The 13,484-nt window shown below is 40.0% G+C and carries 9 protein-coding genes and 1 pseudogene; 7 read left to right on the top strand and 3 right to left on the bottom strand.

Translation table 11 applies throughout. The features are described from left to right. From H5232_RS20050 to H5232_RS20030, 5 genes and pseudogenes are all read left to right on the top strand, one after another. On the top strand, positions 1 to 2,120 hold a 2,120-nt coding region (locus H5232_RS20050; RefSeq protein ID WP_182831393.1), incomplete at its 5' end, for a ligand-binding sensor domain-containing diguanylate cyclase. Between the two features lie 318 nt (positions 2,121 to 2,438). Continuing rightward, positions 2,439 to 4,376, top strand: coding sequence for a hypothetical protein (locus H5232_RS20045; RefSeq protein ID WP_182831392.1), 1,938 nt, complete (start codon positions 2,439 to 2,441; stop codon positions 4,374 to 4,376). A gap of 436 nt (positions 4,377 to 4,812) precedes the next feature. Continuing rightward, entirely contained in the window at positions 4,813 to 6,045 is a 1,233-nt protein-coding gene (locus H5232_RS20040; protein WP_182718433.1) for a M23 family metallopeptidase, read from the top strand. Between the two features lie 141 nt (positions 6,046 to 6,186). Further along, positions 6,187 to 7,011, top strand: coding sequence for a M90 family metallopeptidase (locus H5232_RS20035; protein ID WP_182739942.1), 825 nt, complete (start codon positions 6,187 to 6,189; stop codon positions 7,009 to 7,011). A 106-nt stretch (positions 7,012 to 7,117) separates the two neighbouring features. After that, positions 7,118 to 10,300: pseudogene (locus H5232_RS20030) on the top strand (amidohydrolase family protein). A gap of 46 nt (positions 10,301 to 10,346) precedes the next feature. Here the strand turns inward: H5232_RS20030 and H5232_RS20025 are convergent. Then, positions 10,347 to 10,928, bottom strand: coding sequence for a TetR/AcrR family transcriptional regulator (locus tag H5232_RS20025; RefSeq protein WP_182761282.1), 582 nt, complete (start codon positions 10,926 to 10,928; stop codon positions 10,347 to 10,349). A 99-nt stretch (positions 10,929 to 11,027) separates the two neighbouring features. Here H5232_RS20025 and H5232_RS20020 point away from each other — a divergent pair, with 99 nt between their 5' ends. Beyond that, positions 11,028 to 11,501 (top strand): HPP family protein, encoded by a 474-nt coding sequence (locus tag H5232_RS20020; protein ID WP_182739945.1) that lies wholly within the window; start codon positions 11,028 to 11,030, stop codon positions 11,499 to 11,501. Positions 11,502 to 11,534: 33 nt separating this feature from the next. On the opposite strand, the gene H5232_RS20015 is transcribed toward H5232_RS20020, so the two are convergent. After that, complete coding sequence (locus H5232_RS20015) at positions 11,535 to 11,900, bottom strand: hypothetical protein (protein WP_182739946.1); 366 nt, start codon at positions 11,898 to 11,900, stop codon at positions 11,535 to 11,537. A 150-nt stretch (positions 11,901 to 12,050) separates the two neighbouring features. Here H5232_RS20015 and H5232_RS20010 point away from each other — a divergent pair, with 150 nt between their 5' ends. Continuing rightward, positions 12,051 to 12,803, top strand: coding sequence for a Nif3-like dinuclear metal center hexameric protein (locus tag H5232_RS20010; RefSeq protein ID WP_182718427.1), 753 nt, complete (start codon positions 12,051 to 12,053; stop codon positions 12,801 to 12,803). 34 nt (positions 12,804 to 12,837) lie between these two features. Here H5232_RS20010 and H5232_RS20005 read toward each other — a convergent pair. Further along, positions 12,838 to 13,484: YdcF family protein (locus tag H5232_RS20005; protein ID WP_182831391.1), on the bottom strand; the 647-nt coding region annotated here is incomplete at its 5' end.

Below are 13,484 nucleotides of genomic sequence, written 5' to 3'. Positions count from 1 at the left end.
CTACGACCAATAAAGGGGTGTTTCGATTACGCCCGTTAGGACTTGAACAACTTGATGCTGACGCTGGTTTACCAGCCAATCGGATTTTATCGCTATTACAAGATCGTGAAAATAGTATTTGGGTTGGCACAAATGGCGGTTTGTACCGATTGCGTGAAGCTGCTTTTTCAACTTGGACCACAAAACGCGGTTTAACAGGGGACTATGTTCGCACCGTGCTGTCCCATTCAGATGGTAGCTTATGGGTAGGCGGCAGCCTAGGTTTAAACCGTATTGAAGATAATAAAGTAAACACATTCCCTGCTGCTTATGGGAATGATTCGTTATCGGTTTTAAGTTTAGCTGAGGATGCGCAAGGACATATTTGGCTAGGGACTTATACCTCAGGTTTGATGAGGATTATCAATGGTAAAGCTTATCCTGTTCTAGATCGTAAAAATGGCTTAGCCAGCAATGAGGTCAGGGCGTTATTATTTGATAGTGCAGGGCGCTTATGGGTAGGAACCGCAGCAGGATTGACACGAATAGATGTGGATGGATCACTGAAGCAGTTTTCAAGTGTAGATGGTTTACCTGGTGATTTTATTATAGCCCTTAGCGAAGACAATTATGGCAATGTATGGATTGGAACTGGCGTTGGGGTGGCTTTTTTTAGCCCAAGTTTAGAAAAGTTTACGGCTAAAGTATTTCCAGCCCATTTTGATGCTGAATATGCTTTTGGTTTTTATGCTGAATCTGAATATATCTGGATGGCGACAGACCGTGGTCTTGTCCGGTGTCATATCCCAACCGGAGAGATGAGTATTCTTGGGCGTGAACAAGGCTTGCCAGTTGATAAGTTGTTTCAAGTTGTGGCACAGGGAGATTCGTTTTGGTTATCTAGTAATCGCGGTGTGATCCAAGTTAATCAACAGCAAGTCAAACAGCGACTCGCCCAGTTAGCACAAAATAATGCGTTGCCAATCCAGTATCAGCTATATGATGAAGGAGACGGCATGCTTAGCGCCCAGGCTAATGGCGGGTCTAATCCTGCTGCGGTGTTGCATAAAGATGGCAGTATTTGGATTGCTACAGCGCAAGGGGCAAGTACTATCGTCCCTGAACGATTAAAGCAAGCTACAAAGAAGACATTACCGACAATTATTGAGGCCATGTATGTAGATGGCAAAATGACCCCCTTAGTGCAGCAAGATGAAGAAATCATTTTACCGGTGGGTGTTTCGCGGCTCTCTTTTCATTATGCGGGCTTAAGTTTTATTATGCCCCATCGATTGAATTATCAGACCCAATTGGCTGGCTATAACAATGTGTGGGTTAACCGTAATCAACTCAGTATTACAGAATATACTAACTTACCACCGGGCAAGTACACGTTCAAAGTACGTTCTGGCTACCCTAATGGGCAATGGCAAGATAATGATAAAACCTTAACGTTTGTGATCCAGTCATATTTCTGGCAAAAAACTACTTTTAAGATCATGGTTTTTATCGGTTTATTAGCATTGGTCTACGGGCTTTATAGATACCGACTTTATCATTATAAAAAAATAGAAATCGAGCTGATCAAGCGGGTTGAGCAACAAACTAATGATCTACAACAACAAACAGATGCCTTTGCTCATCAAGCAACCCATGATCAACTAACTGATTTGCCAAATCGTCGTGCCTTTGATTGTTGGCTCGCGGATAATTTTGCTGACTTTAAGCAACATGATTCACCTCTGGCTATTGCGATTATGGATATTGACCATTTTAAGCGAATTAATGACGGGTGGTCACATATTGTTGGCGACCGTGTAATTTGCGTAGTTGCTCATATACTAGGAGAGCTCAATGAGAGTGATGATAGTCAAGTTGCTCGCTGGGGAGGTGAAGAATTTACATTACTATTCCCTCATAAAACCGCGCAACAAGCCGCTCAATTATGTGAAGAATTACGTGTGCAAATTGCAAACTACGATTTTTCAAACATAGCTAGCGGGTTATCGGTAACGGTTAGTTTTGGAGTCGCAGATTCATTGGCAGTTAATGACTATGACAGGTTACTGGCGCAAGCTGACCAAGCGCTTTATCAAGCAAAAAGTAATGGCCGAAATCGAGTCGAAATAAATAAAATATAAAGATTAAAATGTGAAGTGAAAAGGTTATTAAAAAATTCTTTGACTGTTATCCTTCGTAGTTAAATTACTTACTATGAATACTTTAACTTTACTTATTGCTAATGTTATTTTCTATATTAAATGGACAGTCGATTTTATACATTAATTGCTATAAAAACAAACAATCCAGTTGGTTGTGGGGGATAAATAGACAATTCATCTTATGTTCAGATACTTAAGCCCCTGATTTGGGATTGTATTGTTGCGTTATAAGCAAGTACTTCGGTATACTTCACATGAGCCTAATCTGGGTAAAAATAATAAATACATGGAGTTTAAATGTTAAGAAAATCTGCTATTGCACTTGCTATTTCATCTAGTTTTTTCCTTTCTGGTTGCCTAGAAGTTGAAGATAATAATGACGATATCGTAGCTGCTATTGAAAATAATACTGATGCTCAAGCTGAGCTAAAAAGTGTAACTTTAACTGGATCAGTTAAACACTTATTAACAGGTGAGTCTGTTAATAATGCCCAAGTATCAATTAAAATTGGTAATGACTGGAACGAGCCTGTCGCTGTTTCAAACGGTTTATTTGAATTAAATGAGCTTCCAAAAAACTCTGACTTTGTTCTGCTTGTCTCCAGTGCTGATGGTTCTTTTCAGGAGCGTGCTTTTTACGGTAAAACGAATTACGGTATAGCTCAATTGGGAAGTTTAGAAGTTTCAAGTGCTGAAACTGTGCAGTTTGAAGTACTGCTTAATGGTGAAAATACACCTGTAGCAGGGCTTGAATTTAGTTACAGTATTTCCACTGCATTTAATATGTACAATGAATTTTCGAATCGTAATGAACATTTTATTCGTTCTACCTATAATGCAGATACTGGTATGTACTCTATTGCTAAAGTAGCCGGTTTTACTGATCTGCTATCAATGGACCTTGATGTTGACAATGATGCTGTTGATGATTTTAGTTATAACAATCAGTCAGACAGTATTAGCCAAATTAATATAAGCGAGTTAACCAACGGAAATACTTTGTATGTTTCTAAAACAGCTGAAAACGCAAAGTTTGAAGTCCGTGTTTCAGTAATTAATGAACTTGGTAATACATTTGATAATTTGAACTTTGTTTCATTAAAAAATCTTACTAAAGGAACGCCAGCAACTTTCGATGCTGATAGTAAAGAGTATATTTTTGAATATAATGGTAGTTCAAAGATGAAGCTACTTTTACCTAGTTTCGTAGATAGTTCAAGTAATCGCTATGATACAGGTGAAGTAAATCTTTATGCTACAAATGGTGGGGTGTCAGTTACTAACTCAAGCTTTAATAATTTAAATCGTTTTTATGAACTAGACGATGGTGTTTTATCACTAGTAATAAAGCCAAGAGTATCGTCGTTTTCCTCTAGGCCGCGAGTTGTTAGTGCCATAGCAGATGAAACATCTCAAAACTTCTATATGTTTATGGAAGCGCCTATTGAGTTAGTTGATAGTGCTGCGTCATTAATTAAGAAACGTCAAATAACGGTTGTTAAAGGTACTGATGATGAAAACGATTTTATTGCACAAGGCGTAACGCAAATTTCGTTTAATGACGTTTCTGTTCCTTTTACCTCATCGCTTAAATATAACGATACATTTGTTACTCTGTCACCAGCCGCTCCTCTTGTCGGCGGTCATTATGAGTATAACATTGAAAAAGTCAGTGTGAAGTCTACAGGTGAAGTCGTGAATATCTCAGCCGCAAGCTCATTTCGTATTGCAGATCAATCTCCTTTTGATATCAATCAATTGCGTTGGGATAATAATAACGGATTAACTGACGGCAAAACTATAGTACTTAAGAATACAGCTAATGAAGATGTTGGTTTTAAGCGTAAATCAAACAATGGTAGTCTTTACTTACCAGCATCAATAGCAACCTTAAGTCATTTTAAAGTTAATTTGCTAGGCTATACAGCCAATGGAAAAGTAAATCCTGCACTAATTGAGAGCACAATTGTATCTGATGGCAACATAAATATTAGCGAGATTAATACAGTTTCAGTTGCTGTTAATGAAACTATTTTAATTGATGACTACTCTGTTGATTTCTACACAAGTCTTCCTGATCGTCAGTGGTATAAGTTATCAAATAATACTTATCAAATAGAAAATCTTGATGACAATCAATTAAGCAGTAAAAATAATGTTACTTTTGGTTATGAGTATGCTGTAAAAGGCAGTTCTGAAATTGTTACAGGCAAAATCACCTTACCTGTGCTTTAAAGGTTAGCTGTTTCTGCGGGGGGGAGTTTTGTACTCTCCCCCTTTTTTATCTTCCTTAAAAGGGGGGGCTCACTGAGTTAATAATGTATTCGACAGATATATTTCCTGTTATTAGATATTGACTATTCTGGGGTCAGATAAACTCGTAAGTGTCATTAACAAAGAGTGCTATACGATGGACTTGTGTATTGATAATTAAGATGATCCCAAATTCAATTTTGAGGTTATATATTTAAATCGCCTAGAAGCTTGGTTTGTTGACAATATGGGTGTATGTTTTTTTGGTAGATAAACACGCTACAGGCCATTGCTTTTCGAGTATATAATATATACAAATACATATATTAAAACATTTTATTAACATTTGGTTGAATTTGATGCTATACCTTTTGTTCCCACTTTGGGACCTTTTTGATGTGAACAGAAGGAACAAAAGATGAAAAGTAAGATGATATATGTAGCTTTAGCAGGTGTTTTAGGTGTGTCGCCAGCGTTGTTTGCACAAGGCCATAAGCATAATGATTTTAACTTTACTGCACAGTCCATTGAGTCACTTAAGTTAACCTCCTTGGTGGCTGTGGACGATACTCAGTTTGTGTTCAATAATGACTTGTTGCGTGAAGATTGGGATAATTTCTTTGCTCTGCATGCGCCTGTACTGGAAGATAAAAAAGAGCGTGTTTTGCACTGGGCAGGTTATACAAGTATCAACCCTAAAGTTATCTTAGCGTTGATTGAGCTGCAAAGTGGCTTACTTTCTGATCCTGACGCAGATATTAATAATGCTTTTGCAGGTTTATCTGACGAACACGGTTTTGATGCCCAGCTAGAAGATGTGGTAATGATGTTAAGTCAACGTTTTTATGCATATAAACAGTGGCAAGATAGCCAAGCCACCCCGGAAACATCAAAGTATGCGGGCGAGGAAATCACCAATAGAGTCAATACCAACAGCAGTACTGCAGCGACAGTAGCATTGGTCAGTGTTCTTAAAAAACAAGTATTAAGCAAAGATAATGTTAATTACGCTAAGAGCGATCTGACCGGCTTTTTAGCGACGTTTGAGCGTCTATTCCCTGATAGTCGCGCTCAGTTACAAAGATCCTCTAAAAGTGCACTACAAAGTAGCAATCAGCAGTTTGCTGCGGCTAGTTTTTCAATGAACTTACCATGGTCATCAGGTTATTATTGGTACAGCGGTGGGGCTCACTCTAATACTGGCTCTGGTTATCCATATTCATCGCTTGATTTTAATAATGGCTCTGGTGGTTGGGGCACAAATACACCATATGTTCAAGCGGCGCATGGCGGTACTATCACACGTTTTTCGTCATGTAATATCCGCGTAACGCATTCGAGTGGATATTCAACCAACTATTATCATATGTCTAATCTGCAGTATAGTAGCGGTGATTTTGTGCAGCCAGGTGCATGGCTCGGTCGTTATGCGAACAATTATAACCAAGCACTATGTGAAGGGGGACAATCATCAGGTCCTCACGTGCATTTTACTTTGTTGTATAACGGCCAGCAGGTGTCATTACATAATCAATATATTAGTGGTCATCGTATTGATGTCGGCAATAGCAACTACGATGATAATTGTAATCGTTTCTACTTTGAGCGTAATGGTTACCGTACTTGTGCATGGGACCGTTTATATCGTTAATATAATTGATTTTACGTAATAATATAGTTGACCGCCTTTAACATAGTTATGGGCGGTTTTTTAGCTGTTGCTAGGCTAGATGATTGAATTTTATCCTCACAGGACATATTAATAAGCTACACCTGTTGATAGGACCTCGTAATGGTAAATGGATTATTAATATTTGCGCTGATTGTGTTTGTAGTTGTTTATTGGCGTTGGCCGGTTATTCAAAACCGCTTGTGGCAAAAAAAGTATCAAGATTATCGTTTAGATGAAAAGCAAAAAACATTATTGTTACGGTATATGCCTATCTATCAAAAAATGACGGATGCTGATCGGGAAAAATTAGAGCGTCATATTGTCTGGTTTCTAAATGAAAAACGCTTTATTGGTTGTGATGGTTTAATTCTAAACGAGAGTATGAAGTTAATAATTGCTGCGGATGCATGTGTGTTGGTGCTTAATAAACCATGGCCACTTTATCAAAATGTGAAAGAAATTTTGCTGTACCCAAGTGCCTATTACGCGCCGCAGACATCTCGTGATAGTGCCGGATTAGTAAGCTATCATAATACTGTTCGTCAAGGCGAGTCATGGCCTGGAGGGACTTTAGTTCTAAGCTGGCACGATGTGCTTGAAGGGAATCGTTTACCCAGTGACGGACATAATTTAGTGTTTCATGAATTTGCTCACCAACTTGATCAAGAAACAGGTAAAACCACAGGCACGCCTATATTAGCTAAAGAGGCAGATTATAAACAGTGGGGGCGTGTTTTTAGCCGCGCTTATAATCAGTTAAAAACTCATGTTGCGTATAATATGCCGCATGTTATTCATAGTTATGGTGCAACTAATGAAGCCGAATTTTTTGCCGTGATCACCGAAACTTTTCTCGAAAAGCCCAGTGAGCTGCGCCATTATGATCCTGAAATATACAGTTTATTGGTCGGCTATTATCAGTTTGATCCAATAAAATGGCATTAACCGCCAAATAACGACGCTTTATCAGATATCGCTGGTAACTTGCTGCCGTTTTTGTTGCAATCATGTTTATAAGATGAAAACCGCAATAAAAATAAGCGAGAAGGCGATGAAACAAATGCTTCATACAGCAATGGCTGTAGCTGTGTCACTGGCGCTATATGGTCAGGCTCAGGCACAAGATAATGATGACAAAAAATGGCAAGTGGATGCGCCACAAGGGCAATTTGTTGATGCTAATATTAGTGTCTCTCAAGGCACTTGGATGAATATCGATGTCAGTCCTGATGGCAAAACCATTGTGTTTGATTTGCTGGGCGATATTTACACTATGCCGATGGCTGGTGGCACTGCCACTCAACTGACCTCTGATATCGCATGGCAAATGCAACCGCGTTTTAGTCCTGATGGTAAACATATTGCGTTTACCTCTGATCAAGGTGGCGGTGATAATATCTGGTTGATGGATTGAAACGGTGAAAATCAAACGGCGGTAACCGATGAAACGTTTCGCTTATTGAACAGCCCCGCATGGAGTCCCGACGGCGACTATATTGTTGCTCGTAAGCATTTTACAGCGAGCCGTTCATTAGGCGCAGGTGAAGTATGGCTTTATCATAAAGCGGGTGGCAAAGGTGTACAACTCACTAAACGTGAGAATGATCAAAAAGATTTAGGTGAGCCGATGTTCTCACCGGATGGCCGTTATGTGTACTTTTCACATGATGCCACACCGGGTAAAACCTTTCATTATTCAAAAGATTCGGTTGCTGGCATTTATAAAATCAAACGCTATGATCGCGAAACGGGTGAGATAGAAACGATTATTGATGGTATGGGCGGCGCGATTAGACCAACCCCGTCGCCAGACGGTAAGAAGCTTGCGTATATTAAACGAGATGATTTTCAAACTAGCCTCTACCTATATGACTTAACCAGCGGTAAGCATACTAAGCTATATGACAAGCTTGAACGTGATATGCAAGAGACTTGGGCTATTCATGGCGTGTATCCAACTATTGCATGGACACCAGATAATAACCAACTGATATTTTGGGCTGGCGGTACTATTCATAAACTTGATGTGCAAGATGGCGATGTAGAAACCGTACCATTTGAAGTTAAAACCAGTAAGAAAATTCAACAAGCAGTGCGTTTTACACAAAATATTGATAGCGATGAATTTGCTGTAAAAATGTTGCGTAATGTACAGATTTCGCCGGATGGTGAAACAGCAATTTTTGAAGCGCTAGGACATATTTATAAACGCGATTTAGAGTCAGGAAAAATAAAGCGTTTAACTGAACAAAATGACCACTTTGAGTTGTTCCCGCAGTTTTCCCGTGATGGTAAAAAAATAGTCTATGTAACCTGGGATGATAACGAACAGGGGGCTGTTCGAGTTGTCTCTGCGCGTAGTGGTCGCGGTGATGATATTACCACAGAGCCAGGTAAATATGTTGAGCCAACATTTAGTCCTGATGGCAAAACGGTAGTGTACCGTAAAGCCTCAGGAGGCAGCATTTTAAACCCTGATTGGTCACTGGATCCGGGTATTTATGCAGTGAGTAGCAAAGGCGGGAAAGCTGAGTTAATTTCTAAAAGTGGTTATCAGCCGCAGTTTGCATCAGCTAATGATCGAGTTTTTGTGATGAGCCCATGGCCTAAGCCAACGCTAAGTGTGGTTGAACTTGATTCGAAAAAAATCACTAAGCTTTATGAGTCAGAGCATGCTACTGAGTTTAGAGTATCGCCTGATGGCAAGTACCTCGCTTTTGCTGAACGTTTTAAAGTGTTTGTTACGCCATTAGTGCAAAGTGGTAAAACCATTAATATTGGTCCTAAAGACAGCCAATTTCCGATTGAGCAGTTATCTGTTCGTGCCGGTGAGAATATCAGCTGGAGCGCCAGCAGCGATAAACTGTATTGGACGCTAGGCCCAGAGCTTTATCATGCAAGTTTGGCAGGTTTATTTGATATCAATAAAGCGGATGACGCTGACTTTAAAGTAAAAAGTGGCGATAACATTGGCTTTAGTAGCAAAATGGCTGAACCAAAAGGCATGATAGCTTTAACGGGCGCACGTATTATTACCATGAAAGGCGAGCAAGTCATTGAAAATGGTATACTATTAACCGATGGTAAACATATTAAAGCCGTTGGTACAGCTGTTGATATTAACATTCCAAAAGGCGCACAGGTAATTGATGTATCTGGCAAAACAATTATGCCAGGAATTGTTGATGCGCATGCGCATGGTTCACAAGGCAGCGATGAGATCATTCCTGAGCAAAATTGGAAAAACTTAGCGGGCCTATCGTTAGGCGTCACGACAATTCACGATCCATCAAACGATACAACAGAGATTTTTACAGCCAGCGAAATGCAAAAAGCGGGGACTATTGTAGGCCCACGTATTTTCTCAACCGGTACTATTTTATATGGTGCCAATATGCCAGGTTATACATCACACATTGATTCGTTAGATGATGCTAAATTTCACTTAGAGCGATTAAAGAAAGTTGGCGCGTTTAGTGTTAAATCATACAACCAACCACGACGTGAACAACGCCAACAAGTAATTGAAGCTGGCCGAGAGCTTGAAATGATGGTGGTGCCAGAAGGTGGTTCATTATTACAGCATAATTTAACGATGGTGGTTGATGGTCATACGGGCATTGAGCACTCAATTCCCGTGGCGAATATTTATGATGATATCAAGCAGCTTTGGTCACAAAGTGATGTAGGCTACACGCCAACACTTGGTGTGGCATATGGCGGCATCTGGGGAGAAAACTATTGGTATGATAAGACTGATGTGTGGAATCACCCGCGCTTAAGTAAATTTGTGCCAAAAAACCAATTATTACCACGTTCAATGCGCCGTGTTAAAGCACCCGATCACCACTATAATCACTTTAACAATGCACGGGTAGCAAAAGAGCTACAAGATTTAGGTGTTTTAGTGAATCTAGGTGCACATGGTCAGCGCGAAGGCCTTGCAGCGCACTGGGAGATTTGGATGTTTGCTCAAGGTGGTATGAGTCCACTGGAAGCTATTCGTGCGGCGACGCTTGATCCGGCCAAGTACATCGGCCTTGATCAGAATATCGGCTCATTGGAAGTCGGTAAACTTGCTGACTTAATGGTGATTGATGGTAATCCACTGACTAATATTCGTGATACAGATAAAGTTGATTATACGATGATCAACGGTCGGTTATTTGATGCCGCGACTATGAATGAAGTTGGCAAAAAAGCACGCGACAAATTGTACTTTGAAGATAAGTAATTATTAGTGTTATAACCAATCAAAAGCGGCTGAACAGCCGCTTTTTTTATATGCTACTTGCTATAAGTTGGCGTAATAATACTGGGTCTTGCATTAGTGTATTACTGGAGTGCGTCACTCTAGCTTGACAGATCATACCTTCTTTTAAGGTCATTAATAATTGTGCTAACTGTATGGTTTTTTCTAACTGACCTTTAAGTTGTTCTGTGTGTGAGAGTTTATCGAACAATAATTGTAAAACTGATTCTTTGTGTGCTTTGCAAAGCATCGCGATAGGGTGCTCGCTGTGTGGAAACTCCGCTGCGGTATTAATAAAAAAACAGCCATTAAAAGGTCCAAGCTCAGAGACTTTATTATCTATCCAAGCGGAGAGTGCGCTAAAAAGTGCATTAGCCACTTCGAAGGGGGTATTGCAGTTTTCTAATTGTTCATACAACCACTGATTAAAGCGCTGATCTCTGAGCTCTAAACACGCACAGATCAACTCATCTTTACTGACGAAATGATTATAAAGCGTTTTTTTTGCAACACCTGCTTCTTTAAGTATTTCATTAATGCCTACCGCATGGATCCCTCTTTGATAGAACGCACTGAGTGCGGTATTAATTATCTGGGTACGTTTATCCATGGTTGCTCCTAGTCAAAAAGTAAGCTTGACATAAGTAGACCGACTTGTCTATCATCTAAATGTAGACAAGTCGGTCTACCTCTAAAGGAAGTAATATTAATGAATGATGTATTTTACAAAGCCGTTATCGCGGGTATCTTTTCTGCACTGACACTTTCGGTATTAGCATATTTAGAAAGTTTAGGGAATTATGGTGTATGGCTTATGGCACCATTTGGCGCAACTGCGGTGCTGGTGTTTGGTGTACCAAAAAGCCCTTTAGCAAAAGCAAAAAATGTTATTGTAGGGCATTTCATCACTGCCGTGATAGGTTTGGCTTTTATTAGTTTTATAGGCGTGGATCCGATCAGTATTGCTATTGCGACTGGATTAGCTGTGACCGCAATGATGTTGACTAACACCATACATCCTGCAGCAGGGGCCAACCCTATTTTAATTATGGTCAGTGGTCAAAGTTGGGACTTTTTGATTATGCCAGTTCTTGTTGGTACCGTGTTTATTGTTATCTGTGGGTATATATCAGGGTGGTTGAATACAAAACTCAACGTTGTTGGCCATAAAAAAACCGCTTAAAAGCGGTTTTTTTATGCTACGAGTCTAAAGTTATTACACAACACCGCGAGGTAAGCGGCAATCGTGATCTTTTTTAGCTAGGTACACAATCCAAAACTCTTCGGCAGTGTAACCTTCTTCATTAGCTGTTGTTATAGTAAATGGTGCTTTTTTAACAGCTGCTTTAGCTGGCACTGCTGATTTAGTTTTAGTTTTCTTAGCAGGTGCTGCAGGTTGTGCAGACGTATCGCCTGAAGTTAGCTGCTCTGTTAATTCAGCAACTTCTGCAAGGCGCAAGTTTTTGCCGCCGTCGATGCTGTACCAACCAGGTTTGCTGGTGATTTCAGGTTTCTTACCATTGGCTGCTTGGTATGCTGCTTCAAAGGCATTTAATACTTCTGTTTTGTCTAGTTTGCTCATCAGAGGCCCTATACGTTGTAAACACAGATTGAGAATATTTATTTATACCTATTTTTGACTTACTTTTCAATTTTTTGCGATTTTCCTTCCATTTTAGCCCTATAAACGCCAAAATTTGCACAAAATTTAACGCTAATCTGGAATAAAAAAATGCAGCGCAGAGAATTTAACCAATTACTAAATACCATTTTAAGACCTGATTCTATTCAAGACTTTTGCCCAAATGGGCTACAAGTCGAAGGACGTGAACAGATAAAAAAAATTGTTACAGGTGTCACTGCCAGTCAAGCATTAATCGATGCTGCAATTGCGCATGGCGCAGACACAATATTAGTTCATCATGGTTATTTCTGGAAAGGTGAAGCGCAACCTATTACCGGTATGAAAAAGCGTCGCATAGCTGCGTTACTTAATCATGATATCAATTTATTTGCCTATCATTTACCTCTTGATGTGCATCCATCAATCGGTAATAACGCGCAATTAGCACAGCTACTTGATTTAGAAATACTCGATGGTTTGGAGCCTGTAGCAAATAGTGTCGCAGTCAAAGGGCGTTTAAAAATCCCAATGAGTGGTGAGCAATTTGCACAAAAAATATTAACAGTGCTTGCTCGTGAACCTTTAGTGAGTCTAGTACGTGATGAGCTAATTGAGACCATCGCTTGGTGTACTGGAGGTGGTCAAGGTTATATTGATTTGGCTGCTAGCCAGGGGATTGATGCCTATTTAACAGGCGAGGCTTCAGAGCAGACCATTCACAGTTCGCGTGAGCAAAAGATCGATTTTTTTGCCGCAGGCCATCACGCCACCGAACGCTATGGCATAAAAGCGCTCGGTGAGTTATTGGCTGAGCAACATGGTTTTGATGTAACCTTCATTGATATAGACAACCCAGTTTGAGTTGCCAGCTAATTCACTTTAAGTGAGTTAGACCTTAAAGCGCTTCTGGATCAATCCAGCGGCGCACACTTATCAAAAACATGCCTATTCTTTCATGCCAATCACGGGTCACCGCTAATAGCACATCAGCACTTGGAATATACTGTTTATGGGTAGGCCATTCGCTAAAGTCATGAAAGTCAGTGGCGGCTGGAATAACATCAACGCCTTGGCTATTAAATAGATCTTTTGCTCGTGCCATGTGACTTGCCGAAGTTACCAGTGCAACTTTAAAATCAACTAGAGCAGGTGCTAAAAGCCGTGCTTCATCGGCGGTATCCATAGCCGTAGGATTTTGTTTAATACGCTGCGCATCAATACCTAAACTTATCGCGGTTTGTTGCATCAAACTACTGTTGGTCACTTTATTGTAACCGCCACCTGAAACAATAAGTTGAGCTTGTGGGTACACATATGCTAAGCGCATACCTTCGATTAGGCGGCTTTTAGCACAATTACCAAGTTGGCTATTGGCGTTAAGTTTTGGGTTAGGATTTATATCACAACCAAGTACCACTATTTTATCGAGTATCGGCTGTTTATTTGTATCAAAAACATACTTTAACTGTGAATTTGGAGCAATTATTTTTTGACCAATAAAAGGGGTACTGATCAGCAATAAACTGGTAATTGCGATTAAAC

Source organism: Pseudoalteromonas sp. SG41-5 (assembly GCF_014164495.1).
Lineage (GTDB): Bacteria > Pseudomonadota > Gammaproteobacteria > Enterobacterales > Alteromonadaceae > Pseudoalteromonas > Pseudoalteromonas rhizosphaerae.
The sequence above is the reverse complement of the archived record's forward strand: the minus strand, read 5'-3'. Positions and strand labels throughout refer to the sequence as shown.